The 24,459-nt window shown below is 63.2% G+C and carries 30 protein-coding genes; 8 read left to right on the forward strand and 22 right to left on the reverse strand.

All coding sequences use genetic code 11. The features are described from left to right. Positions 1-32: 32 nt before the first annotated feature. The 11 genes from tilS to ybgC form a co-directional block, all read right to left on the reverse strand. On the reverse strand, positions 33-1,406 hold the full coding sequence (gene tilS, locus HB778_RS11640) for a tRNA lysidine(34) synthetase TilS (protein ID WP_183463928.1): 1,374 nt from the start codon (positions 1,404-1,406) through the stop codon (positions 33-35). 58 nt (positions 1,407-1,464) lie between these two features. Then, a complete protein-coding gene (gene ybgF / locus HB778_RS11645; protein WP_183463931.1) occupies positions 1,465-2,580 on the reverse strand; it encodes a tol-pal system protein YbgF in 1,116 nt (371 codons plus the stop codon). Between the two features lie 179 nt (positions 2,581-2,759). Beyond that, on the reverse strand, positions 2,760-3,266 hold the full coding sequence (gene pal, locus HB778_RS11650; RefSeq protein ID WP_183463933.1) for a peptidoglycan-associated lipoprotein Pal: 507 nt from the start codon (positions 3,264-3,266) through the stop codon (positions 2,760-2,762). Positions 3,267-3,502: 236 nt separating this feature from the next. Further along, entirely contained in the window at positions 3,503-3,880 is a 378-nt protein-coding gene (locus HB778_RS11655; protein ID WP_183463935.1) for a four helix bundle protein, read from the reverse strand. A gap of 34 nt (positions 3,881-3,914) precedes the next feature. Continuing rightward, complete coding sequence (tolB, locus tag HB778_RS11660) at positions 3,915-5,225, reverse strand: Tol-Pal system beta propeller repeat protein TolB (protein ID WP_183463937.1); 1,311 nt, start codon at positions 5,223-5,225, stop codon at positions 3,915-3,917. Between the two features lie 39 nt (positions 5,226-5,264). Next, entirely contained in the window at positions 5,265-6,422 is a 1,158-nt protein-coding gene (locus HB778_RS11665) for a cell envelope integrity protein TolA (RefSeq protein WP_183463939.1), read from the reverse strand. A 7-nt stretch (positions 6,423-6,429) separates the two neighbouring features. After that, positions 6,430-6,882 (reverse strand): protein TolR, encoded by a 453-nt coding sequence (gene tolR / locus HB778_RS11670; RefSeq protein ID WP_183463941.1) that lies wholly within the window; start codon positions 6,880-6,882, stop codon positions 6,430-6,432. Positions 6,883-6,892: 10 nt separating this feature from the next. Beyond that, the gene (gene tolQ, locus HB778_RS11675) at positions 6,893-7,603 is read right to left on the reverse strand and encodes a protein TolQ (protein ID WP_023766137.1); all 711 of its coding nucleotides are present in this window, start codon (positions 7,601-7,603) and stop codon (positions 6,893-6,895) included. Between the two features lie 186 nt (positions 7,604-7,789). Next, positions 7,790-8,173 (reverse strand): type II toxin-antitoxin system RelE/ParE family toxin, encoded by a 384-nt coding sequence (locus tag HB778_RS11680; protein WP_183463942.1) that lies wholly within the window; start codon positions 8,171-8,173, stop codon positions 7,790-7,792. Then, positions 8,163-8,438, reverse strand: a complete 276-nt coding sequence (locus tag HB778_RS11685) for a type II toxin-antitoxin system ParD family antitoxin (protein ID WP_183463944.1) — start codon at positions 8,436-8,438, stop codon at positions 8,163-8,165. The genes HB778_RS11680 and HB778_RS11685 overlap by 11 nt, the downstream gene beginning before the upstream one ends. A gap of 96 nt (positions 8,439-8,534) precedes the next feature. Next, the gene (ybgC, locus tag HB778_RS11690; protein ID WP_183463946.1) at positions 8,535-9,017 is read right to left on the reverse strand and encodes a tol-pal system-associated acyl-CoA thioesterase; all 483 of its coding nucleotides are present in this window, start codon (positions 9,015-9,017) and stop codon (positions 8,535-8,537) included. A gap of 57 nt (positions 9,018-9,074) precedes the next feature. Between ybgC and HB778_RS11695 the strand changes: the two genes are divergently transcribed. After that, positions 9,075-10,325, forward strand: coding sequence for a glycoside hydrolase family 5 protein (locus HB778_RS11695; RefSeq protein WP_183463948.1), 1,251 nt, complete (start codon positions 9,075-9,077; stop codon positions 10,323-10,325). 14 nt (positions 10,326-10,339) lie between these two features. On the opposite strand, the gene HB778_RS11700 is transcribed toward HB778_RS11695, so the two are convergent. The 8 genes from HB778_RS11700 to HB778_RS11735 form a co-directional block, all read right to left on the reverse strand. Next, entirely contained in the window at positions 10,340-11,236 is an 897-nt protein-coding gene (locus HB778_RS11700) for a metallophosphoesterase (protein WP_183463950.1), read from the reverse strand. A gap of 160 nt (positions 11,237-11,396) precedes the next feature. After that, complete coding sequence (gene ruvB, locus HB778_RS11705; protein ID WP_183463952.1) at positions 11,397-12,434, reverse strand: Holliday junction branch migration DNA helicase RuvB; 1,038 nt, start codon at positions 12,432-12,434, stop codon at positions 11,397-11,399. Between the two features lie 43 nt (positions 12,435-12,477). Continuing rightward, positions 12,478-13,098 (reverse strand): Holliday junction branch migration protein RuvA, encoded by a 621-nt coding sequence (gene ruvA, locus HB778_RS11710; RefSeq protein ID WP_183463954.1) that lies wholly within the window; start codon positions 13,096-13,098, stop codon positions 12,478-12,480. A 15-nt stretch (positions 13,099-13,113) separates the two neighbouring features. Further along, the gene (locus HB778_RS11715; protein ID WP_183463956.1) at positions 13,114-13,527 is read right to left on the reverse strand and encodes a type II toxin-antitoxin system VapC family toxin; all 414 of its coding nucleotides are present in this window, start codon (positions 13,525-13,527) and stop codon (positions 13,114-13,116) included. 2 nt (positions 13,528-13,529) lie between these two features. Continuing rightward, positions 13,530-13,781, reverse strand: a complete 252-nt coding sequence (locus HB778_RS11720; RefSeq protein WP_013529138.1) for an AbrB/MazE/SpoVT family DNA-binding domain-containing protein — start codon at positions 13,779-13,781, stop codon at positions 13,530-13,532. A gap of 61 nt (positions 13,782-13,842) precedes the next feature. Beyond that, entirely contained in the window at positions 13,843-14,352 is a 510-nt protein-coding gene (gene ruvC, locus HB778_RS11725) for a crossover junction endodeoxyribonuclease RuvC (RefSeq protein ID WP_140892609.1), read from the reverse strand. 96 nt (positions 14,353-14,448) lie between these two features. Next, positions 14,449-14,982, reverse strand: a complete 534-nt coding sequence (locus tag HB778_RS11730; protein WP_096451211.1) for a DUF1465 family protein — start codon at positions 14,980-14,982, stop codon at positions 14,449-14,451. Positions 14,983-15,365: 383 nt separating this feature from the next. After that, a complete protein-coding gene (locus HB778_RS11735) occupies positions 15,366-15,746 on the reverse strand; it encodes a hypothetical protein (RefSeq protein ID WP_183465061.1) in 381 nt (126 codons plus the stop codon). Positions 15,747-16,074: 328 nt separating this feature from the next. On the opposite strand from HB778_RS11735, the gene HB778_RS11740 reads away from it, so the two are divergent. Further along, on the forward strand, positions 16,075-16,626 hold the full coding sequence (locus HB778_RS11740; RefSeq protein ID WP_183463958.1) for a DUF2269 family protein: 552 nt from the start codon (positions 16,075-16,077) through the stop codon (positions 16,624-16,626). A gap of 42 nt (positions 16,627-16,668) precedes the next feature. Here the strand turns inward: HB778_RS11740 and HB778_RS11745 are convergent, their stop codons facing one another. Together HB778_RS11745 and HB778_RS11750 are read right to left on the reverse strand one after the other, a co-directional pair. Next, positions 16,669-17,439, reverse strand: coding sequence for a sulfite exporter TauE/SafE family protein (locus tag HB778_RS11745; RefSeq protein WP_183463960.1), 771 nt, complete (start codon positions 17,437-17,439; stop codon positions 16,669-16,671). A 131-nt stretch (positions 17,440-17,570) separates the two neighbouring features. Further along, positions 17,571-18,029: an Lrp/AsnC family transcriptional regulator gene (locus tag HB778_RS11750; protein ID WP_095201140.1), complete on the reverse strand. Its 459-nt coding sequence runs from the start codon at positions 18,027-18,029 to the stop codon at positions 17,571-17,573. A 132-nt stretch (positions 18,030-18,161) separates the two neighbouring features. On the opposite strand from HB778_RS11750, the gene HB778_RS11755 reads away from it, so the two are divergent. From HB778_RS11755 to HB778_RS11765, 3 genes are all read left to right on the forward strand, one after another. After that, positions 18,162-19,067 (forward strand): DMT family transporter, encoded by a 906-nt coding sequence (locus HB778_RS11755; RefSeq protein WP_183463962.1) that lies wholly within the window; start codon positions 18,162-18,164, stop codon positions 19,065-19,067. 132 nt (positions 19,068-19,199) lie between these two features. Beyond that, the gene (locus HB778_RS11760; RefSeq protein WP_183463964.1) at positions 19,200-19,847 is read left to right on the forward strand and encodes a thiamine phosphate synthase; all 648 of its coding nucleotides are present in this window, start codon (positions 19,200-19,202) and stop codon (positions 19,845-19,847) included. A 1-nt stretch (position 19,848) separates the two neighbouring features. After that, complete coding sequence (locus HB778_RS11765; RefSeq protein WP_183463966.1) at positions 19,849-20,889, forward strand: tetratricopeptide repeat protein; 1,041 nt, start codon at positions 19,849-19,851, stop codon at positions 20,887-20,889. 15 nt (positions 20,890-20,904) lie between these two features. Here HB778_RS11765 and HB778_RS11770 read toward each other — a convergent pair whose 3' ends face one another. Continuing rightward, positions 20,905-21,921: a zinc-dependent alcohol dehydrogenase family protein gene (locus HB778_RS11770; protein WP_183463968.1), complete on the reverse strand. Its 1,017-nt coding sequence runs from the start codon at positions 21,919-21,921 to the stop codon at positions 20,905-20,907. Positions 21,922-22,029: 108 nt separating this feature from the next. Between HB778_RS11770 and HB778_RS11775 the strand changes: the two genes are divergently transcribed. The 3 genes from HB778_RS11775 (at position 22,030) to HB778_RS11785 (ending at position 24,398) form a co-directional block, all read left to right on the forward strand. Beyond that, a complete protein-coding gene (locus tag HB778_RS11775) occupies positions 22,030-22,890 on the forward strand; it encodes a LysR family transcriptional regulator (RefSeq protein ID WP_183463970.1) in 861 nt (286 codons plus the stop codon). A 116-nt stretch (positions 22,891-23,006) separates the two neighbouring features. After that, entirely contained in the window at positions 23,007-23,573 is a 567-nt protein-coding gene (gene efp, locus HB778_RS11780; protein ID WP_019861758.1) for an elongation factor P, read from the forward strand. 24 nt (positions 23,574-23,597) lie between these two features. Next, a complete protein-coding gene (locus tag HB778_RS11785) occupies positions 23,598-24,398 on the forward strand; it encodes an inositol monophosphatase family protein (RefSeq protein WP_183463972.1) in 801 nt (266 codons plus the stop codon). Positions 24,399-24,459: the final 61 nt, after the last annotated feature.

Consider the following 24,459-nt stretch of genomic DNA (forward strand, 5'->3'; position numbering starts at 1 on the left):
CAGCACGTCTGGGTTAAGCTTTCGACCAACCATCAATCGGCACTATGGCCGCGCAATGGCAGAGCGGGAAGCGGTGACGCGCCGATCAACCCGGCGACGGCCCGCGCCGGCGCCAGATCGAAGGACGGCAGGAAGCGGGCAAAAGGCGACACGACCGGCCGTGCCGCGAACCCTGGCGAACCCGGTTCGCCCCGCTGCAAACCAGGGTTTTCAAGGGTTTGCCGCAATGTCGGTTCCGCGGCCAGTGCGGCGCGCATCAGGCTTGCCGGGGTTTCTCCATCATCGATCGCCAGCCGCTTCGCTGCTGCCGAACCCAACGGGGCGATCAACAATGCGTCTGACCTGTCGTTCAATGTGATGTGGCGGCGGCCATCCCAGATGGTGTTGTCGGTGACAGTGGCTGCCTGCGGCAAACCCCTCGCCTCGCGGCGCAGGAAGATGCCGGCACGCCGGAAATCGACCACGGTCCGCGACAATGTGGCGCAAAGAAATCCGGCCTTCAGCCGGCCGAACAGCGCCTCGCTGCGCGCCTGGTCCGGCAGAAAAGCAACGCCCCCGGCGGTGGCCAGCAGGATACGCAACGCGTAGATGGCCGCCCGATTGTCGTCCACGGTCAGCAGAGCAGGATCGAGGCGACTGAGCCCGATGGCTGGCTGGCTGGCGAAGCGATCGATCAGATCGGCGGCGCCGGCGCCAAGCTGCCTGCGTTCGACGGCGGCCTGGCCGGCTAGCAGCAGCACATCCTCGATGCGCCCGACAGTTTCGCCGGCAAGAGCGGCGCGCACGCGCGGCCGCTCGAAGGCCTCGTCGATATTGGTCGGATCATCGGCCCAGCCGACATGCTCACGCCGCAAGAAATCGCGAAGCGCCGAGCGCCGTGTGCCCAGAAGCGGGCGAACGATCCACTCGCGCCAGTCATAGAGGGTGGCCGGCGCCATGCCGGCAAGCCCACGGCCAGCCATGTCGGCAAACTCTCGGCCCTCATCCCGCGCCTGCCGCATCAGCACCGTCTCGGCCTGGTCGTCGGCGGTATGGCCGGTGGCGATCAGGCCGATACCTTCCGCGCGCGCCGCCTCGGCCAACAGCCGATAGCGCGCTTCCCGCGCCGCCGCCGGCAGACCGGTCGATGGTTTGCTTCCGGTCCAGACCAGAGTGCGGTGGGCGATGCCGCGCTCCAGGCAAAGCTTCGCTACAGCTTGCGCCTCGGCTGCCGAGCCCTGCCGTAAGCCATGGTCGACCGTCGCAGCCAGCAGCTTCGCGGACGGCGCGGTTCGGTCGAGATGTTGTTTGAGAAGGAGAAGCAGGGCGGTCGAGTCGCTGCCGCCGGACACGGCCGCAACGGCGCCGTGGGTAAAATCGATATGCGAAAAAAGTCTGGTCGAAAGATCAGGCTCGGTTTCGAGCATCAACGCATGTCGACCAAAAGTGGTCCCGGTTTTGGGAATAAGACATGCGGGAGAAAGATCAGCACGCAGCCAGGGCCTTCTCCTGCTTGACGCGTTCCTTGAGCGCATTGGAAATATCGGGGTAGCGCTTGCCGACTTCGCTGAAGGTGGCGCAGGCGACGTCGTGCTGCTTGAGACCGACCAGCGACACGCCGAGCTTCAAAAGCATGTCGGGCGCCTTCTTGGCCTTCGGGTAGTCCTTGCTGGCGGCAAGGAAGACCTCGGCCGCGTCGCGGTATTTCTGCTGGCCAAGCAGCGATTCACCCAGCCAGTAATGCGCGTCCGCCGTCTTGGCATCCTTGGGGAAGCGGGAGATATGATCGCGGAAACCCTGTTCGGCGGTGCTGTAATCGCCCGACAGGATGAACTGATAGGAATTGCGGTAGAGTTCTTCCGGGTCCTTGGTGGAAGGCAGCGCCGCGACGACCGTGCCCTCGGACTTGCCGGCCTTGGCCGGTGCCTTGGTGGCCGGGGCCGCGTCTTGCGTCGGCGCGGTTGACTGGGTGTTACCGCCGGCATCGATCACATTGCCGTTCTTGTCGACGGTGATCGAACCAAAGGTCTTTTCCGGTGCTCCCGTGCCGGGGATCACCTTGCCAGGATCGCCTTCGGGTGATTCGACGATAACATCCTCGACCGTCTTGCCGCCCGTCGACTGATCGCTGCCGGGCGCGGCGCCGGCATCGGCCGGCGCCTGGGTTGCCGGGGCCGCAGCCACGTCTGTGTTGGTGTCGGTGGTTGCGTCGGACTTCTTCTTCGGTGCCGCCGGTGTCTGTCCGCCCTGCGAGCCGCCTTCCAGCTGCTGGAAGCGGAACTCGTTGTCTTCCTGCTGCTTGCGGATTTGCTCCTGCATCTGCAGGACCTGGAAATTGAGTTCCTCGATCTTGCCGTTCATCTGCCGCAGCTGGTCTTCCAGGCTGGTGACGGCAGTAGGATCGGACTGCACCATCTGAACCTGATCCGGCTTCTTCTTTTCACCGAAAAGCTTCGGCAATTCGATGCTGGGCAGATGGAAGGAAAACCCGCTGTCGGTTGATTGCCCCGTGCCGCTAGCCCCCAAGCCACTAGCCGGGGCTGTGACGCCTGAAAGGAGCAGCAGCGCAAGCGTGCCGCTCAGAACCGATCTCAAATGCATGTGCCTCTCGCCGTGTGTCGTTGGTCTGTTTCGCGCCTTCCAACCAGAGTAGGACCAGCCAAGCGCCCTCGGCTCATAGCAGGGCGCGAGACTTCGGCCAAATTTTGTTTCGAGCATCCGGATATGAAAAAGGCGGCCCGGAGGCCGCCTTTCGCGAAGCTGTGTTGTATTTTTGCCGATTAGGAACCGGCGCCGCTGAGCGTGGTGACGGCGCGGCGGTTCTGCGACCAGCAGGAGATGTCGTCGCAGACAGCGACCGGACGTTCCTTGCCGTAGGAAATGGTCTTCAGGCGGCTGGAGGCGACGCCCTTGGAGACCAGGAAGTCGCGGGTGGCGGCTGCACGGCGGGCACCGAGCGCCAGATTGTATTCGCGCGTGCCGCGCTCGTCGGCATGACCTTCAACGACGATGGCATACTGCTTGTACTGGTTCAGCCACTGCGCCTGACGCGAAAGCGTCTGCTGTGCGTCAGCCCGGATCGAGGTCGAGTCCGTGTCGAAGAAGATGCGGTCGCCGATATTGACGGTGAAGTCCTGCGCCGAACCGGGCGTTGCAGCACCCGCGCCATTGAGGCCAAGGTCAGCGGCATTGTTCGGTGTCTTCTTCGAGGCGCAACCGGCGATGGCGAGCATCGCCACCAGCGCGATCATGACCGGGTTTCTGGTAAGTGCTGCGATACGGCCCATGCCGCCTCTCCTTCGTATTTCGAGTGATCGTATTCGAGTGATTTCGTTGATCACCCAGTAACCACGTTTGGGTTAACCGGCATTCAAGAAACACGGTTAAAATTTGGTTTAGCTGCCCGTCCGCAGCCGTTTGGCATGAAGCCACAGTTGGCGCGGACCCTAGGCGGAAATGCGGCCAAAACATGAAAGAAAGAGGGAATTGAGGAACTGAAGAACTGAGGAATTGAAGAAAGGGTTCAGGTCAGCCTCTCTCTAAGGCTCACGAGCATCCCATGGATTTGGGCATAGGATTGTCGCCAAGCGTCGAGTTGGGACGGCGTGATGTATTGAAGATCGAACGCGTAGGATATCCACGTCTCCACTTCGCTGCATGACCCGATCGCCATCGAAACGAAACGAGCAAATTCGGCTTTGGAGTGGCTCTGTTTGGCAAATCCTTCAGCCAGATTGGCGCAGATCGCTTTACTCCAGCGGCGCAACTGATCAGCCAGTGCATACTGCTCAATTTTCGGAAAACCAAGAGTGGCTTGATGCACCTCGAGAGAAGCTGAGTAAGCGCGCTTGTAGACTTCTAAGTCTCGCGCACGCTCGACGAAGCGCCCCGGCTTCTCCATTCCTCAGTTCCTCAGCTCGTCAGTTCTTCAATTCCTATTCAAGAAGCGGCGACCAGGCCGGGTCGGACGCGAAATTCGAGGTCGGGATTGGCTGCTCGTTACGGCCGGTGAGGTCGACCGAAACCAGCTTTGGGCCGCCATTGGAGTCGCGGAAGAACATCAAGACGCGGCCATTCGGTGCCCAGGTCGGTCCTTCCTGCTGGAAGCCGGAGGACAGGATGCGCTCGCCGGAGCCGTCGGTCTTCATGACGCCGATCTGGAATTCGCCGCCAGTCTGCTTGGTGAAGGCGATGAGGTCACCGCGCGGCGACCACACCGGCGTCGAATAGACGCCATCGCCGAAGGAGATGCGGGTCTGGCCCGAGCCGTCGGCGCCCATGACATAGATTTGCGCACGGCCGCCGCGGTCGGAGGTGAACACCACCTTGCTGCCGTCGGGCGAATAGGAGGGTGAGGTGTCGATGGCGGTCGAGTTGGTCAGCCGCGTCGTCGAGCGGCTGCGCAAATCCATAGCGAAGATGTTGGAATTGCCGTCGTCGCGCAGCAGGCTCATAATCACCTTCTGGCCGTCGGGCGAGAAGCGCGGCGCAAACGTCATCCCGGGGAAATTGCCCACCAGTTCGCGCTGCCCGGTCTCGATCTGCAGGAGATAGACCCGCGGCTGGCCGCTTTCATACGACATGTAGGTGATTTCCTGCCGGTTCGGCGAGAAACGCGGCGTCAGCACGATCGAACGGCCATCCGAGAGATAGCGGACGTTGGCGCCGTCCTGGTCCATGATGGCAAGGCGCTTCTTGCGCGCGTTCTTGGCGCCGGACTCGTCGATGAACACCACGCGCGTGTCGAAATAGCCCTTCTCGCCGGTCAGCCGCTCATAGATGGCGTCGGCGATGATGTGGGCGACACGGCGCTGGTTGGCGTCGTTGGCGAAGAACTGCTCGCCGGCCATCTGCTGGCCGGCAAACGTATCCCAAAGCCGATACTGCGCGCGGATGCGCCCATCGGCCTCCTTGCTGACGCTGCCGGTGACCAGCGCCTGCGCGTTGATCACCTTCCAGTCGTCGAAGCGAGGGGCGGCGTCCGGGTTCGTTATCTTTTCGATGAAGGCGCTCTTGTCGATCGGCGCGAACAGACCGGAGCGCTTGAGGTCAGCCGTGACGATCTGGGATATCTGCGCGCCGAGCGCATCGCCACCCTGGAAATCCGTGATGGCGATCGGCAGCGGCTCGACATTGCCCTTGTTGACGTTGAGCTCGACGAGCGCCCATGCCGGCATGGGGACTACGGCCGTCATGCCCAGCGCCATGGCTGCAATCGTCAGGAGCGGCTTGAGGAAAGATCTCATATCTTCTCGCTTCTCTTCTTTGATTGGTGGACGCCAGGCCTAAAGGCCGAGCATCTCCCTTGGATCGAAAGTGACCCGGATGTCGTTCCAGATGTCCTGCTTGCCGGCAGGAACCTGCAGGCCGGCCACGTCGCATTTCTGAACCGCGCGAACCGCGCTTTCATCGAACTGCCGGTTGCCGCTCGACTTTTCGACGGACGGGCGTCCGTCGAGCTTGCCGGAGTTGTCCAGGTTGAAGCGCACGACGACGACGAAATTCTCTGAACCTTCCAGCCCGACCGGCAAGGTCCAGCAACCGCCCAACTGGCTTTCCAGGGCGCCCTGCTCCGACTTCGAAAGCTTCTGGCCCTGATCCTTGTCACCGCCGAGCGACGCCTGCTGGGTCGAGCGTTTGGCGCCACCGCCCGACGGCTTCTGCTTGTCGAGAAGAGCGGAAATCTCGGCGGCGTTGAACTGCTTGTCGTCGGACTTCGGCTTCGACGACGCTTCCTTGACCGGCTTGTCGGCGTCCTTGCGTTCCGGCGCCTTGGCGCTTTCCGCCTGTGCCGGCTGCGGCTTCGGCCGCGCTTCCGGTGCGGGCGCCGAGCTCGGCAACTGCGTCTCTTCGGTCGGCGGATCCTTGGCTATGGCCTCGGCGACAGCATCCGGCTTGACCTCGGGCGTCGGATCGATCGCGGCGGTCTTGTCCTGCGGCGGCGGGGTCGGCGCCGGCTTGGCCGGCGTCGGCTTGGGCTCGGTCTGCTTGACCGGCTCGGGCTTGACCTCTTCCTTGGGCGTCGGCGCAGGCGCCACTTCCGTCGCCGGAATGGGTTTGGGCTTTTCCTGCGGCTTAGGCACGTCCTCGGTCTTCGGCTTTTCTTTGGGAGTCGGCGCTGGCGGCGGGGCCGAGGTCGTGTCGACCGGTTTCGGCTTAGCCTCCGGCGTTATCGGCTTGTCGGTATCGACGCTGTTCTCGCCAACCTTCTGCGAAGCCGGCACGATATCCGGACGCTGCGTCGGCAGCGGCGCCGGCTTCTCATGCATCACGGCCTTCTTGTCGCCCTGCAGCGTCTGCGCAATGGCTTCCATCGGCACGATGTCGACCGCGACGGACTCGACATCGGCGGACGGAAGCGCGGCCGGCGCCGACAGGGTGAACAGGCCGAAGGCCAGCACCGCCGTATGCAGTATCACCGATGTGGTGAGGCCGGTCTTCATCTCGCGTCTATTGATCCTGTTCCTGCAGCGAAACCAGGCCGATGTTCTTGTAGCCAGCGGCCGAAATGCGGGCCATCACCTTCATCGCCGTGCCGTAGTCGGTGGACTTGTCACCACGGATGAAGATGCGCTCCTCGTAGCCGGTCTTCGAGATCGCCTGCAGCTTGGCCACCAGCTCCTCGATCGGGATCTCGGTTTCCTGCAGGAAGATCTTGCCCGTGGCATCGATCGAGACGGTGATCGGCTGCGTGTCGGCGTTCATCGCCTTGGCCTGCGTGTCCGGCAGGTCGATCGGCACGCCGACCGTCAACATCGGTGCCGCGACCATGAAGATGATCAGCAGCACCAGCATCACGTCGACCATCGGCGTGACGTTGATTTCGGACATCAGCGCATGGTGACGGCCGCGCCGCCTGTGGCCGCGCCCGCCGCGTCCCACCATGCCTACGGACATACCCATCAGCTACTCCTCAGGCCTTCGGCGCGACTTTTTCATCGATTTGGCGCGAGAGTATGGCGGAGAACTCGTCGGAGAACCCTTCCATGCGCACAGCGATCTTGCTCGCATCCGATGACAGCTTGTTGTAGGCGATGACCGCCGGGATGGCGGCGAGCAGGCCGATGGCCGTCGCCAGCAACGCCTCGGCGATACCGGGCGCAACCACCGCGAGACTGGTGTTCTTGGAGCCGGCAATGGCCTGGAACGAGGTCATGATACCGATGACCGTGCCGAACAGGCCGATGAAGGGGGCCGCCGAACCGGTGGTGGCGAGGAAACCGAGACGCCCCTCCAGCTTCTCCATCTCGCGGGTCAGCGCCAGGTCCATCGCCTTGTCGATGCGGGTCTGCAGCCCGAGCGGCGTCTTGGCGCCCTTCTCAAAACTCTTCTTCCACTCACGCATGGCGGCGACGAAAATGGCGCCCATGCCTGAGGTTTTGCGGTCGGCGAGCGTGCGGTAGAGCTCTTCCAGCGACTGTCCGGACCAGAAGACCTGCTCGAAGCGGTTCAGCGCCAGCCGCATGCGGCCATAGGCGACCAGCTTGTCGATGATGATCGCCCAGGTCCACACCGAGGCGCAGAGCAGCCCGATCATGACCAGCTTGACCACCCAGCTGGCCTGCATGAACAGCGCCCAAATCGACAATTGCGCGCCCGGTTCGGCGAGTGCGATATTTTCCATCGTTACGTCCTTAAGATTTTCCGGGCGAAGCTGGCGGCTGGCCCCTGGCATCCCTTGTGGTCGGTTCGCACGAAGCTACCGGACGCCCCAAACCGTGCCGTTAGCGGCCTTTTCGGGGCAAATATTGGTGAAAGGAAGGCGCTGGATGGCGTCAATCTTCACCAATCTCTTCATGAACCGTTATGGTTAAGGATGAGTTAGTAAATAAGGCGCGGCGCATTGCCGCGCCTGGTAGCGGGACCGACGCGCTTCCGCAGGCCAGGAATCCGTCTCGTCCACGTGGTGAGGGTAGTCCTGCCCGCCATAGAGGCCACGCAGGATGAGCACCTGCTCTGCGTCGACCCGGAACAGGATCGACGCACGACGTTCAAAGCCAACGACGCGGACTCCGGGGCCGACGGCGTCGCGAACGGAGCCGCGTTCCGGGAACGTCGATAGCGCCATGCACGCCGCCTCGATGCGGTCGATATAGGTGCCGGCACGCGCGGCACCGCTTTCCTGTTCGATGTAATTGTAGGTGGCAAAGAGGTCGGACCGCGCCGAAGGTCTGAAAACGACCTTATGTGTCACGCTTGGCGACCTTCATGCGGTCTGCATGGTGCTCTCGCAATGCCTTGAACACGTCCTCGGCCGGGATATCCGGGCGCGGATCGTCTAGAGCTTCCTGCACCTTGGCTCGCATGATGGCGGTGATGACCTGCTCCTCGCGGTCAAGAGCGCGAAGCGCGGCACGCATGACTTCGCTCGCGGAATCATATGCTCCGGACGCCAGGCGGGCATCCAGGCTGCTTTGCTGGCGTCCAAGCGTCACGCTTATGGGTTTGCTGGTTCTCATGGCGATGTCTTCCTTGTCCTACCCCCTATAGCACAATGTATGACACTGTCATACTATTCCCGGATGCGCGCAAGCTCCGCTGTCGGGCAAATCCGTTCAATCAGCCGAAGCACCAGACTTGGGCATGAATGCCGCGACCCATTCCCTGGGAAAACGCCTCGGCCGGCCATTCTCGCCGATGATCGCCGCCTCGACCTTGGCCTCGACCAACACCTCGTCGCCGCGCTTGAGCTGCTGGGCCATGAAAATGCGCGCGCCGGAAATGCTGTCGGTGCGGGTGTCGACGGTCAGGATGTCGTCGATGCGGGCAGGGCTGCGGAAATCGATCTCCATGCGGCGCACCACCCAGACGATCTTCTCGCCGTGCTTGCCGTCGGCGAGTTCCGTGTGGTGTACGCCGGTGAGCCTGAGATAATCGGAGCGGCCGCGCTCGAGGAATTCGAGATAGCGCGCGTGGTAGACGACGCCGGAGAAATCGGTGTCGGCATAATAGACCCGCGCCATCAGCCGGTGCCCGAACGCCGTCAGCGCGCCGGAAAGCCCGGCCAGCAACGTCGCCGATTCACCATGATCGTCCATTGCGCTTCCTTTTTCAGTCGCGGCGAGGCACCAGTTCCGCGCTTGACATGACATCGGATGGCACTGTTGACGGCGATGATCAAGAGTTTGATGGCGGCGCTACTTGTGCTGGTGGCTTTGGCGCTACCTAGTCAGGCAGCGACTTTTACAATGAAGCGCGGCCTCAATCTTGACCAATGGGTCACCTGGCCCGGTGAGGATCAGTGGGGCGACGCCAAGGCCATCCTGCCCTATCCGGAATGGCGCAAATTCCTCAAAGACGGTGATCTCAAGGCGCTCAAGGAAGCAGGTTTCGATTTCCTGCGCATGCCTGTCGACCCCTCGCCCTTCCTGTCTGACCAGACCGAGGCCCTGCGCGACGACCTCTATGCCAGCGTGCTGGATTCAGTGCGCATGATCAACCGCGCCGGGCTAAAGGTGATCGTCGACATGCACCTGATCCCGGCCGGCGGCAGCCGCAGGATCGGCATGGCCGAGGTGATGGACGATCCGCGGACCTTCGACCGCTACGTCGACATGGTGCGCAAGATGGCCCGCACCCTGGCCGGCGAGGACCCCAAACAAGTCGCGTTCGAACTGATGAACGAACCGATCGTCGATTGCGACAGCGACGGCACCAGCCTGTGGCCGGACCGCCAGCGCAAATTGTTCGCCGCGGCGCGATCGTCGGCGACGAAGCTGACGCTGGTGCTGACCGGCGCCTGCTACTCCGCCGCCTCGTCCCTGCAGAAGATCGACCCGAAGGCGATCCCCGACGACAACGTTATCTGGACCTTTCACTCCTACGATCCATTCCTGCTGACCCACCAGGGCGCGACCTGGGCCGGCGATTTTATCCCCTACGTGACCGGGCTGCCCTACCCGCTGACATCAGTGCCGAAGGCGCAGCTCGACGTGACACTCGACACCATCCGCGCCCGGATCAAGGCCGAGGCGCCGTGGACGCGGCAGAGTGGCCTGCTGGCCTATCTCGACGAGCAGGTCGCCAGCATGGATAGTCCCGACAAGCTGCTTGGCCTGATGGACGCGCCGTTCAACAGGGTCGAGGCATGGGCGAAGACCAACGGCATCAAGCCGGAAAACATCACATTGGGCGAGTTCGGCATGATCCGCCAGGAATACGGCAATGCCTATGTGATGCCGGCCGAATACCGCGCCGCCTACGTCAAGGACATGATCGCGCGCGCCGAGGCGCATGGTTTCTCATGGTCGGTATGGAGCTATGGCGGCGCCTTCGGCATCGTCGATGCCTTCAATGGCGACAAGGCCGAGCCGGATGTGATGGACGTGATCCGCTCGCTTCACTGAGAGCTACTTTCAGATCAGCCGAGGTCGATCTGCAGGATCTCCGGCCGCACGCCGAAACGCACCGGCATGATGCTGAAGCCGAGCCCGCCCGAGACGATCAGGTTCCGGTCATTCTCGACGACATGGCCATAGGCAAAGCGATTGCCGAAACGCGACGGCACGACAGGCGAGTAGCCGAACAGCCGCACCTGCCCGCCATGGGTGTGGCCCGACAGGGTCAGCGAAACCCGCCACGGCACGGTCGGAAAAATGTCGGGCTCATGGGCAAGCAGGATGATCGGTGCGGTATCGCTAACCTTGGCCAGCGTGCCGTCGAGATCGTCGAACCCCTTGCAGTCGTCGCCCCTCCTGGCCGGCAGCAGCGCCAGCTGGTCGGCCAGGCCGGCGATCCAGACGCCATGGCCATCCTTCTCCAGGCGCACGACATCGTTCTCCAGCACCGGGATACCGACCTTCTCGAGCGCCTTGCGCGCGATGGTCGGGCCGGTCCCGGCGCGCTGCGCGAAGCCGTCGCTCCACCAATCATGATTGCCGAGGATCGACAGCACGCCGAGCGGCGCCTTGAGGCCCGACAGGGCGGAGGCCCATTGCGATGGCGTCACCGGCCCCGTCACCAGGGGCATGCCCGCAATATAGTCACCCAACAGCACGATCAGGTCCGGCTGTAGCGCATTCGCGTCTTCGCAGAGCGAGGCAATATGCTCCTGCGTCATCCAAGGCCGGCAGGCATGGATATCGGCGAGCGCGACAACCCTCAGCTTCAGGCCATCAGGCCAATGCGGCGGCGTCAGCGCATAGCGCTTCACATGCGTCAGCAGCATCGGCTCGATGCCGACCGCATAGGCGCCGAGCGCGGCGGCCGTCAGGAATGACCCGCCGATGAAGCGCAGGAACCCGCGTCTGGTTATCATTCTTTGGCCCCGGCACGTGGATCGCGGCGGCATGCCGCGAGACAGCGCCGATAAAATCCAGGATTGCGCCGGCAAATCGGCAAAGACGAGCAGATTTTGCGCAAACCGTTCACGGATGCTTGATCATTGGTCCGGGAACCCCCGCCTGATCGCTTGGCGGCTATTCTTCCTGGAACAGGTTGATCTGCTGCTGCGCCAAGTCCTTCGGCGCATCGAGGCCGAGATGGCGCCAGGCATTGGCCGTCAGCATGCGTCCGCGCGGCGTGCGCTGGATGAAGCCCTGCTGGATCAGATAGGGTTCGATGATGTCCTCGATGGCGTCGCGCGGCTCGGACAGGCCGGCGGCGATGGTCTCGATGCCGACCGGCCCGCCGCCGAAATTGCGGGCGATCATAGAGAGATAGCGACGGTCGAGCGCGTCGAGGCCGAGCGCGTCGACCTCGAGCCGGGTCAGCGCCTCGTCGGCGATGAGACGGTCGACATGGCCGTCGCCAGCGACCGAGGCGAAATCGCGCACGCGGCGCAACAGCCGGCCGGCGATGCGCGGCGTGCCGCGCGCACGCCGCGCGATCTCCAGCGCGCCGTCGTCGCCGAGCGGCATTTGCAGGATGCGGGCACCACGCCGCACGATCTGTTCCAGTTCCTCGACCGTGTAGAAATTGAGCCGCACCGGAATGCCGAACCGGTCGCGCAGCGGATTGGTCAGCAGGCCAAGCCGCGTGGTGGCGGCGACGAGCGTGAAGCGGGCAAGGTCGATCTTGACCGAGCGCGCCGCTGGTCCCTCGCCGATGATCAGGTCGAGCTGGAAATCCTCCATCGCCGGATAGAGGATTTCCTCCACCGCCGGGTTCAGCCGGTGGATTTCGTCGATGAACAGCACGTCGCCTTCTTCGAGATTGGTGAGCAGCGCGGCGAGATCTCCGGCCTTCGCGATGACCGGCCCGGAAGTCGAGCGGAAATTGACGCCGAGTTCGCGCGCCATGATCTGCGCCAGCGTCGTCTTGCCCAGCCCGGGCGGCCCGACGAACAGCACATGGTCGAGCGCCTCGTTGCGCCCCTTGGCGGCCTCGATGAACACTTTGAGATTGGCCCGCACCGCCGCCTGGCCGACGAAGTCGGCAAGCGTCTGCGGCCGCAAGGTCTGCTCGGCATCCTCGCTGCGTTTTTCGGGAGCGATCAGGCGGGGCGACAGGCTCATGCTGTCTTCCTTGCATATGGCAGGGAAACGGACAAGCGAGCCCTCACCGCGCGAGTTCCTTCAGCCCGAAGCGGATCAACTTCGGTGCATCGGCGTCCTCGCCTGCGGTCTTCAGCGCCGCCGCCACCGCATTGGCGGCGGTGTCGCGCGAATAGCCGAGATTGACCAGCGCCGAGACCGCGTCGGTGATTGGCGCCGGGGCCACGCCTTCGCCCAGCTCCTGCTTCAGGCCGATGGTGCCGGAGGCGGCGCCCGCATAGGCCGGCGCCTTGTTCTTCAATTCGGTGACGATGCGCTCGGCCACCTTCTTGCCGACGCCAGGCGCGCGGGAAACCATGGCGATGTCGCGCAACGCAATCGCGTTGGCGAGGTCGGCCGGCGCCAGCGTCGACAGGATGGCCAGCGCCACCTTGGCGCCGACACCCGGCACATTGTTCATCAGCAATCGAAACCACTCGCGCTCAAGCTGCGACTGGAAGCCGTAGAGGCGCAGCATGTCCTCGCGCACATAAGTCTCGATGAACAACACCACCGCCTCGCCGGGCGACGGCAGCGCGGCCAGCGTGCGCGCCGAGCAATAGGCGACATAGCCAACGCCATGAATGTCGACGAGGCAATGATCCTCGTCGATCTCGTCCAACGTGCCCTTGAGCTTGCCGATCATTGGACGCAGCCCCCGTTAGGGATGAGTATCGGGCGTAATGAGCTCGACATCTGGAAAGTACTTTCTGAAACCTGCGGGATCGCGAGTAAGAATGGGATAGCCTCGGATGGCGGCATGGGCTCCTATCAGGAAATCGGGCATCACCTTCTCTCGAGGTCCGCCCAATCGCCGATAGACAGAGAACGCTCTCGCCGCCGCAAAGGCCGCTTCGAACGGGAGACTTTCGCGCCGGAACTCATCTTCAGGCAAGGCATCATCGACGTCGTCTATCGCCTCATAGCGCATCGAAAACTCGGCGTAGATGATCTGATTGATGACCAGGCTGCCCCGCTCAAGAGCAGACACCATTTTGGACCACGACCACTTTGACCAGGCGGGATCGCGAACGGCCACATCGATAAGTACATTGGTGTCCACAAGCGTCGCCAAGATCAGCGATCCCGGGTCAAAGCCATGACGGCATCGGCATTCATTGTTTGATCGCCGCTGCCCTCAAGCCGATCGAGCGCGGCAAGAAAACGATCTAGTCTTTCGCGGTCAGCCAGCCGCCCCTTGTCATGCTTCGGCGTGATCGTGATCTTGCCGCCCTCAATGCCGAAAATGACTTCGCTGTTGGCGCCAATCCCAAATGTCTCCCGCAGATCCCGTGGGATTGTCACCTGGCCCTTGCTCGTCACACGCATCAAACACGCCTTTCTTACAAGTAAGAAATATTCCAACTATGTGAACAAGTCAAGAACATCCCTAGCCGGCAAGCGCCATGCGATAGGCGGCGCTCTGGCGGTGATGCGCATGGCAAATCGCGATGGCCAGCGCGTCGGCGGCATGTTCGGTGTCGAAGGTCGCCTTGGGCAGCAGCACCTTCACCATCATGTGGATCTGCTTCTTGTCGCCATGGCCGACGCCGATGACCGCCTTCTTCACCGCATTGGGCGCATATTCGGCAACGACCAGGCCAGCGCGCGCCGGCACCAGCATGGCGATGCCGCGCGCCTGGCCGAGCTTCAGCGTCGCCACGGCGTCCTTGTTGACGAAGGTCTGTTCGACGGCCGCCTCATGCGGCATTGCCGCATGCAGGACTTCGGCGAGTCCGTCATGCAATTGGCAGAGCCGTGTCGCCAGCGCCGCCTTGTCCTCGGAGCGCACGGTGCCGGACGCGACGAAGCGCAAGGAATTGCCGAGGCTCTCGACGATGCCCCATCCGGTGCGCCTGAGCCCCGGATCGATACCGATGATGCGAATCGCTTCCCCCATGCCGTCACTTTACCCCCTGGGCGGACAGCGATGCCAGCGAAATGTGAACAAACCGGAAACAGAACCCTATCGAGCCGGGAAATATTCCGAAGCCGCTCAGTTGCGGGCGAAAGCGGTGTTGAGCAGGCTGATCTGGTCCGAAACCGGATTGGGCCGGCGGCCCATCGGCTGCATGTCGACCACGGCGCCGGCGCCGTAGATCTCGTCGTCCATGCGGCGCACCAGCGCCTGCAGGCGAAGCGAGCGGTTGACGAGGTCGAGAAAATCCTCGGGCAGTTCGGCCCAGCCGGCGGCTTCGTCATGCGCGGAAGCGGTATCGAGGCGCACCTTGGATTTTTCCGAAGCGACCTGGTCGCGGGTCATTTCGCCGGAATTGGCCGCGCGCTGCAAAAGCAGCCAGGAGGCAACCTGCATCAGCCTGGTCGTCAGCCGCATCGATTCGGCCGCGTAGAGCGTGGCCGCCAGCCGCGACAGTTTCTTGGCCTCGGCCCGGCCCTTGCCGTCGAGATATTCAGCCGCCTGTTCGACCAGCCCCATGCCTTCCTGGTAAAGCGGTTTGAAGGAATGCGAAAAAACCCGACGCTCCGCCAGTTTAACGGTTTTCGCACTGCCCTTCGAAGGCTCGTTCATTGCTACGCCCCTGCACTTGCAACCGGCCGATTCGGTTCACTGCCGATACACCCGGCACCCTATATAACTGAAGCTTGAAAATGCGCTTCGCCGGGGGTGAAGGCAAGCACATGTTTAACAGAAGGTTAACAGCGGACCGACGCCCGGCGTGCCACCGGAATGCGGACAAAAAAAGAGCCGCGGATAAGGCGGCTCTCAGGAGTTTAACAGGGAGGCGTCAAACAAAGTGGCTCCAACCACTCGGTAAGAATCCAGATCACTGGATGCGCATAGTAAACGCCTGTAAAGCTTAATGAACCTTTAACGGCGCCGATGTTTTTTGACTGAACGCCCCATTCCTGTGCCGTAACAGCACAGTCTCGAGACCTCGGCCGGCCATCAGTTCAGGCCCTTTTCCAGACCACCGGCAGCGCGATGAAGGCAAATAGCAGCATGCCTGCATAGAAGCCGATCGAGGCGATTCCCAGCAGGGGTTCGATTGCCGGCGTGCCGGCAAGCAGAATGAAGAGGCCGATCATGAGTCCGATGCCGCTGATCGCGGTCAGCCAGAAGTGAACGACGGCGATCGTCTTTTGCCCGACGGTTGGAAACAGGTGATAGAAGAAGGCGAAGACCGCCGACATCAGCCAGCCGGCCACCATGATATGGGCGTGGGTCGGCATCTGGCCATGGTCTTCGCTGATCGCCATGTGGATGCCGAGCGCCATCCCGCACAGCGCATAGATGATGGCCAGTGTGAAGAAATTCCGTGCTACCCCTTGCATGCTTGTCCCCTCGAATTGCCTTTTCCCGTTTTCGGGAATGGGTTGATCGTCAGGCGATTGTCGCCGCCGCCGGGCTCCCGGCGTCGGCGCACTAGCATCGGCAGTGTTTCCAGACGATGTCGCGCTCCCCTGACGCATCCGACAATAGCAGAAAATGAAACCGCGCATCGGCTTGTTGTTCGGACCGGCGCCGACCGAAAACCACCGAAACAGAAACTGTTTTTCGCGACATCGTTCCGAAACAGCCATCACGCTAAACGGCCGCTCCCCTGACGGCCGGCGCATATCCGCTCCGCCGCGAAAACCCGGAAATATCCAGGAGCAACCGATGGACTGGTATTCGATCGTCAAATTTCTCCACATCGTCTCGGCCACTTTGTGGGTCGGCGGCGGCTTCGTGCTGTTCCTGCTCGGTGTGCTTGCCGAGCGCGCCGGCAATATCGAGGACAAGCTTCAGGCGATGCGAGCCAGCGGGCAGCTGGGTGGGCTTTTCTTCGCGCCGATGTCGATGCTCACACTCCTCTTCGGCCTCGTCATGTGCATCTTCTGGGTCGGTTTCTCCGACCTGTGGATCATCATCGGCCTGGCAGGCTACGCCACGACCTTCTCGATCGGTATGTTCATCTTCAAGCCGACCGGCGAGCGCATGGGCGCCATGATCGCCAAGGAGGGCGTCACGCCTTCCGTACTTGCCATTGGCCAGCGCATGATGAGCGCGGCGCGCTTCGACTATGCGGTGATGCTGGTGATCGTCGCCGACATGGTGCTCAAGCCGACAACGCATGACATCGGCATCCTCGCCGGGATGATCCTGGTCCTGGTGGCGGGTGCCACGCTGGCCTTCGGCGGAAGCCGCCGGCTGGTGGAAAGTGCCGTCTGACGCTGGCGGTGAGGTGTATGCGGCAGTAAAGCCGCCGGCCTGTTACAGCAGGCCGGCAATGCCGTCCCACAAAAGCTTCAGCGCCACGACCGCCACGGTCGCGTAGGTGAACGGATAAAAAATCTCGGGCCGCATGCGCCGCACCAGCCAGGCACCGGCGATGGTCGACAGCGGCGCCAGCGGCATCAGCACGGCGGACGCCGTCAGATTGGCGGTGTCGAACTGGCCGAGCGCGAAATAGGGGATGAGCTTCAACGCATTGGTGGCGGCAAAGAAGATCGCGGCGGTGCCTGACAGGACCTTGGGGTCGAGGCGGATCGGCAAGGCATAGACCTGGAAGGGCGGGCCACCGACATGGGCGACGAAGCTCGTGAAGCCGGCGACCGCACCCCAGATCGCGGCAGCCACGCGGTTGGGTTCGGCGGCGTGGTCGGAGCCATGGCGGAATTGCAGATAGAGCCAGCGCAGCACGAAAATGATGGCGACGGCGCCGACGATCAGCCGCACCGCCTCCTCGGTGACGAGTGCCGCCGTCAGCCAGCCGAAGCCGATGCCAATGACGGCGCCCGGCATCATGTCGACCAGCATCTTGCGGTCGTAAACGCCCCACCACGTCCACACAGAGACGATGTCCATCAGGCACAGGATCGGCAGCAGGATGGCGGCCGCCTGCACCGGCGGGATGGTCAGCGCCATCAGCGGCACGCCGACGAAACCGACAGCACCGCCGAAGCCGCCTTTGGACAGGCCAACCAGAATGACCGCCGGTATGGCGGCCGCGTAGAACCACGGATCGAGAAGCAGGCCTGACATGGGGAGGGACTGGTCTGGAGGGAAAAGCGCGTCAGCGCCTGAATAGCCCAGAATTCCAAGCGGAGCGACAGCAAATGCAAGCAGCGGCGCGTTTGGCCAGCGGCGCCTTCATCGCTTGCAGCGCATTTTGATCAAGACGATGAAGCTGATGGCGCGCCGAGCGGCGGCGGCCGCCGCCGGATCGGCTGCGCCTTGATGATGGCGGTGCTGGTCTCGGCCTTGTCGGCGATGCGGTCGAGAATGCCGTCGAGGTCGCCGATCGAGCGCACGAACAGCCGGGCGACGAAACAGTCATCGCCCGTCACCTTGTCGCATTCGCCGAACTCGGCAATCTCCTCGATCAGCTTCTGGACGATGTGCAGCTTGCCCGGCAAAGGCTTGATGCGCACGATCGCCTGCAAGGTGTAGCCGAGCGCCAGCGGATCGATCTCGACGGTGAACGCCCGAATGACGCCGCGCTCCTCGAGCCGCCGCAGCCGCTCCGAAACGCTCGGCGACGACAGACCGACCTGGGCAGCCAGTTCCTTCAGCGAGGTCCGTGCATCCCGCACCAGGATTTCGAGGAGACTTCGGTCAAGATCGTCAAGCATTTCAGATTTCTCACCAATCCGCAAAAGTCACCTAATATAATTAGGCTGATTTCCCATATCGCCTTTTCCACGAGATGGAAAGTGCTCACTCCGCATGAGATTATGTCACCTCAACTGACTCAGAGGTTTATCATGAACGATACGGTACGCGGCACGGTCGAAATGTCGGCCGCAATGGCGATCCTGGGCACGATCGGATGGTTCGTCATCATGTCCGGCCAGCCGATCATGGATGTCGTGTTCTGGCGCTGCGCGTTCGGCGCGATGACGCTGCTGATCATCTGCGCTTGCCTCGGACTGCTGCGCGACAGGCTGTCCTTGCGCATCATCGGCCTCGCTGCGCTTGGCGGCGCAGCCATCGTCATCAACTGGGTTCTGCTCTTCAGCGCCTTCTCACGCGCATCGATCTCGATCGCCACCGCCGTCTACAACACCCAGCCCTTCATGCTGGTCGGCTTCGGCGCGCTGTTCTTCGCCGAGCGGCTGACGCTGACCAAGCTGACATGGCTGACGATTGCCTTCGCCGGGATGGTGTTGATCGTCGAGGCCGCGCCTGACGCCGGCGATGTCGGCACCAACTATTTTGCCGGCATCCTGATGGCGCTGGCCGCGGCCTTCTTCTGGGCCGTCGCGGCCGTCGTCACCAAGAAGCTCAAGGGCACGCCGCCGCATTTGATCGCGTTGATCCAGGTCTGCGTCGGCGTCGTCATGCTGGCGCCCTTCGCCAGTCTCTCGCATCTTCCCGCCGACCCATGGAGCTGGGCCATGCTGGCGACGCTCGGCATCGTCCACACCGGCCTGATGTACATATTGATGTACGGCGCCATCCAGAAGCTGCCGACGCATCTGCAGGGATCGCTGTCCTTCATCTATCCGGTCGTTGCCATCCTGGTCGACGTCACCGCCTTCGGCCATCGGTTGCATCTCAGCCAGATCGTCGGCGCCGCTTTGATCCTGACGGCGGCTGCCGGCATGAATCTCGGCTGGACCTTGTGGAAGTCGAAACCGTCCGCCGCGAGCCCTGAGCCGGTCAAGTAGGGCAGCACACCGGCCGCCCGGCGGTCTGGAAACGCGATCCCGACTGTCCGCCTGTTCAAAGCGGGCAGTTTGCTCTATGCCGCAATCCAACCATCTTCGCCCGGCATAGGCGAAATCCGGGATCGAAGAACCATGAACGACGCCACACCCCCAAATCGCTGCCGCATCGTGCTGATCGCGCCGCCCGGCGTGCCGGCCGCCCGTACAGCCACCGCATTCGACGGTGGCGACGTCGCTTCGCTGATCCTGCCCGAGAACGGCATGGACGAAGCCGCCTTCCAGGCTTTTGCCGAGCAGATCGTGCCGGCGGCTCAGGCCGCGGGCGTGGCGGTCGTCATCGCCGGCGACACCCGCATCGCGGGGCGTGTCCAAGCCGACGGCATCCATGTCGAGGTTTCCAAGGCCGAACTCGCCGAGACGATCGAACATTTCCAGGCGAAAATGATGGTCGGCGCCGGCGGCGCCAAGACACGTGACGATGCGCTTGAGCTTGGCGAGACGCGGCCCGACTACATCTTCTTCGGCCGCTTTGGCTATGACAACAAGCCCGAGCCGCATCCGCGCAACCTGTCGCTGGGGCGATGGTGGGCCGACATGATCCAGATCCCCTGCATCGTCATGGCCGGATCCGATCTGGCCTCCATTGAGGAGGTGGCCGCCACCGGCGCCGAGTTCGTCGCGCTGTCGAGCGCAGTCTTCGCCGATGGCGTCGATCCGCAAGCGGCGGTAAGCCAGGCCAACGCGCTGCTCGACGAAACCGCGCCGCGCTTCGAGGACTGATGTGGCTCCGGTGAGGCTTCTCCTTCAGGCCTTGCTTGCAGCGGCCATGATCCAGGCCGCCGCCGCCGAAACCATACCCTTGCCGCAGCCCAAGCCTGAAGCCGGTGTGCACACCGACAAGCCGATCGAAAACCAGCTGCCGCAGCCCGCCACCACGGCGGAGCCCGCACCCCTGCCCTCGGCCGACAGCATCAATCCAGACCGTTTCGGGGCCAAGCCCGCGGACGCGGCCTATGGCGCCTTCCAGCGCGGGCTCTACAAGACGGCCTACAACCTCGCGCTGGTGCGCGCCCAGAATGGCGACCCGGCCGCGCAGACATTGGTGGCCGAAATCCTGTCGCGTGGGCTTGGCGTGCCGTTGAACGCGGCGGAAGCGGCGAAATGGTACGCTAGCGCCGCGGAGCAGGGCGTGCCGGAATCGCAATTCCAGTACGCGCTGATGCTGCTCGATGGGCGTTACGTGAAGAAGGACACGAAGGAGGCCTATGCGCTGATGCAGGCCGCCGCCGAAGCCGGCAACCAGCTGGCGCAGTTCAATTTCGCACAGATGCTGGTCCAGCAGGATCCCGGCGAGGCGGGTCTGGCCAAGGCAGCCGCCTATTATGAGCGCGCTGCCGCGACCGGCCTCGCCGACGCGCAATACGCCATGTCCCAGATCTACGCCAACGGCGTCGGCGGCAAGCCGCGCGACGATGTGCAGGCAAGGCGCTTTTTGGCGCAGGCCGCACGGCAGAACTACGACACCGCGCAGATCGATCTCGCCGCCTGGATGATCGAGGGCCGCGGCGGCGCCCGCGACCTGAAATCGGCTTTCGGCTGGACGAAGCAGGCAGCCGAGGGCGGCAATGTCGCCGCCCAGAACCGCCTGGCAAAGCTCTATATGCAAGGCATCGGCACCGACCCGGACCTCGTGCTCGCCGGCGCCTGGTACATCGTCGCCCGCCGCGCCGGTCTCATCGATCCCGACATGGACGATTTCCTGCAAGGACTGGGCGACGACCAGACCAAGCAGGCCCTGCAGAAGGCAAATCGCCTGCCCTGACGACCGCTGCTCGATTTATTGCATGTGATCGAGGACGACCTTGCCGAAGGGCGATCCGTGCTCGAGGTGTCGGTAGGCCTCTGCTGCCTCCAGCCAGGGAAAGACCCGATCGACCACCGGCCGCAGTCCGTTCACGAGGAGCGCCCGGTTCATCGCCTCGAAGGATTCGCGCGAACCGACCGGTATGCCGCGTGCCGTGACCTGGCGGCGAAAGATGTCGAGCGGATTGATCGCTCCCTCGCTGCCGCCGAGATAGCCGATGACGTTGATCTGGGCGCCACGCGCCGCCGCCTTCAACGATTGCTCGAAGCTTTGTGGTCCGCCGACTTCGATAATGTGGTCGGCCCCTCGGCCTTCGGTCAGCGCCAGCACGGCCGACGACCAATCGGGATTGTCGCGGTAGTTGATGCCGTCATGCGCGCCAAGCGCCTTTGCCCGCGTGAGCTTGTCGTCGCTGCTTGACGTGACGATGACCCGTGCGCCGGCTGCCGCGGCGAACTGCACTGCAAACAGCGACACGCCGCCAGTGCCCAGGCTGAGCACCGTCTCGCCGGGCTTCAACTGGCCTTCGGTGAACAGCGCGTGCCAGGCCGTGACCGCGGGGCAAGGCAATGTCGCCGCTTCGACATCGCTCAGATGGGACGGCGCGAGCACGGCCGCCTGTTCGTCCAGCCGCGCGAACGCGCTGAGCAGCCCATCGATGGGACCGCCGCGCTGATAGGACGGTTCGGCCATGGCGAAACTGCCGCCGACCCAGCGCTGCCAGAACGTGCCGCAGACGCGGTCGCCGATCTTGAAGCGGGTCACTTCGGCGCCAACCGCGACCACTTCGCCGACGCCGTCCGAAAGCGGTATCAGCGGCAGGGCAAAGGCAGTGTGGTAGCTGCCACGGGCGATCTCCACGTCGCGGTAGTTGAGCGCGGTTGCCTTGACCTTGATGATCATCTCCTGGCGGCCCGGTTCCGTCATCGGCCGCTCGACCAGTCTGAGATTGTCGATGCCGCCGGGCGCCTGCAATTCGATTGCTTGCATTGTCTTCTCTTTCCTTTTCGAGATCCGTCGAAAGGAAAATCGCTTGCCGGCGTCGTGATTTCAAATTCATAATAATCAGAGTGATTATGCACCTGGAGCATTTTCGGAATGCTGGAAGAATTGCGCACGCTCGTTCTCTTCGCCGAGGAAGGTTCTATCCAGAAAGTCGCGCAGCGTCTGCCGCTGACGCAGCCTGCCGTCACTCGGCAGATGCAGCGGCTGGAGGACATGCTCGCGACAACGCTTCTCGATCGCCGGCAGAAGCCGCCACGCCTGACCGCGGCAGGATTGGAGGTGCTGGCGCGCGCAAAGGCCATACTGGCTTCGGTCGAGGCTCTGAAAGCGTTCGCCGCCGACGCCGAGCCACAAGGCGTGCTGCGTGTCGGCCTGGCGCATGGCTTGTCCGATGCAAGCGTTGCCGGCGCTATCGCCGGCGCGGCCGCTGAGTTTCCAAAAATTTCGTTGCGGCTCAAGACCGGCTGGAGCGCGGAGTTGGTCGAGCAGTTCGAACGCGGTCAGCTCGACATGGCGATCATTCTGCGACCTGCCGATCATCAAGGCCCGGACGCGCTCGGCACCGAACGTCTCTGCGTCATAGCCCAGGCTGGCGGCACCGAACCCCATGTCACGGACACTCGCATGCCTTGGGTTCTTAGCCCCGAGCCCTGCGACGCGCGTCAGAGCCTCCTCTCCAGTCTGAGCGGCGAACGGCATCGGTTCGTCGTGGCGGCGGAAATCCAGGACCCGGCGATGCAGATGGAATGGGTCCGTCGGGGACACGGCCTCAGCCTCATGCCGTTGCGGCTCGCGGCGCGCGGACTTCCCGACGGCCTCATGCTTGTCGATATCGAAAATGTAGACCTTTCATTGCAGCTCGTGGCACTGCGCTCCCCGCACCTCAACCGGCTGGCGAAGGCTGTGGAGGCCATTGCAAAGGCCGTCGGCGAAGCCATCAAGATCGAGGTCTGATGCCGGCCAGCCGGCTGGAGCCGATCCGGCGTCCCTTGCCTCTCCGGGCGATTTGTGGTCTTGGGAGCCCCTAAATCGCTTGTCCAGGCGAAAATCTCATTCCGGATCCCATCATCATGGCCAAGATCAACGGCAACGAAATCCGTCCCGGCTACGTCATCGAGCACGATGGCGGCCTGTGGGTCGCGGTCAGGACCAACACCGTCAAGCCCGGCAAGGGCGGCGCCTACAACCAGGTCGAACTGAAGAACCTCATCAACGGCACCAAGCTCAATGAGCGCTTCCGCTCGGCCGAGACGGTCGAGCAGATCCGCCTCGACCTGAAGGATTTTTCCTTCCTCTACGAGCAGGACGACGCGCTGGTGTTCATGGACACCCAAAGCTACGAGCAGCTCGAACTAAACAAGGATTTCGTCGGCGACCGCGCCGCCTTCCTGCAGGACGGCATGATGGTCACGGTTCAGCTCTATGAGGAAAGGCCGATCGGCATCTCGCTGCCCGACTATGTGACCTTGACCATCACCGAGGCCGATCCGGTGGTGAAGGGCCAGACGGCGGCATCCTCTTACAAGCCGGCAGTGCTGGAGAACGGCATCCGAGTGCTGGTGCCGCCCTTCATCGGTGCCGGCGAACGCATCATCGTCGACACCAACGAAATCACTTACGTGCGCCGCGCCGACTGACGCGCGGGCACAGGAAGACACACTATGGCACGCTCAGCCCTTCTCAACGTCATGGTCCAGGCCGCAATGAAGGCCGGCCGATCGCTGTCGCGCGACTTCGGCGAGGTCCAGAACCTGCAGGTCTCGCTGAAGGGCCCGGGCGACTATGTCAGCCAGGCCGACCGCAAGGCCGAGGACATTCTGTTTGCCGAGCTGTCGAAGGCGCGCCCGGGCTACGGTTTCCTGATGGAAGAGCGCGGCGTGGTGGAAGGCGACGACAGCCAGCACCGCTGGATCGTCGACCCGCTCGACGGCACCACCAATTTCCTGCATGGCATTCCGCTTTTTGCCGTTTCGATCGCGCTGGAACGCCAGGGCCAGATCGTTGCCGGCGTCATCTACAATCCGGCCATGGACGAGCTCTATACGACCGAGCGCGGCGGCGGCGCCTTCATGAACGACCGCCGGTTGCGCGTCGCCGGCCGCATCAAGCTGGTCGACACGGTGATCGGCTGCGGCATGCCGCATCTGGGACGCGGCCACCATGGCAATTTCCTGGTCGAGCTGCGCAACGTCATGGCCGAAGTCGCCGGCATCAGGCGGCTTGGCTCGGCCTCGCTCGATCTCGCCTATGTCGCCGCCGGCCGCATGGACGGCTTCTGGGAAACCGGCCTGTCGGCCTGGGACATCGCCGCCGGCCTGCTGCTCATCCGCGAAGCCGGTGGTTTCGTCTCGGACATGGACGGTGGACAGGACATGCTCGACAACGGCTCGGTGGTCGCCGGCAACGAGGTCATCCAGCGTGCGCTGCTGAAGACGGTGAAAACGCCCCTCGCACCCCGCTAAAGCCTTCCGCCGCGCTGAACCGCCGCAGTCGCAAAACCGCAACCAAAGCTTGAAATACTGT

Origin of the sequence: Mesorhizobium huakuii (assembly GCF_014189455.1) — a bacterium.
Lineage (GTDB): Bacteria > Pseudomonadota > Alphaproteobacteria > Rhizobiales > Rhizobiaceae > Mesorhizobium > Mesorhizobium huakuii_A.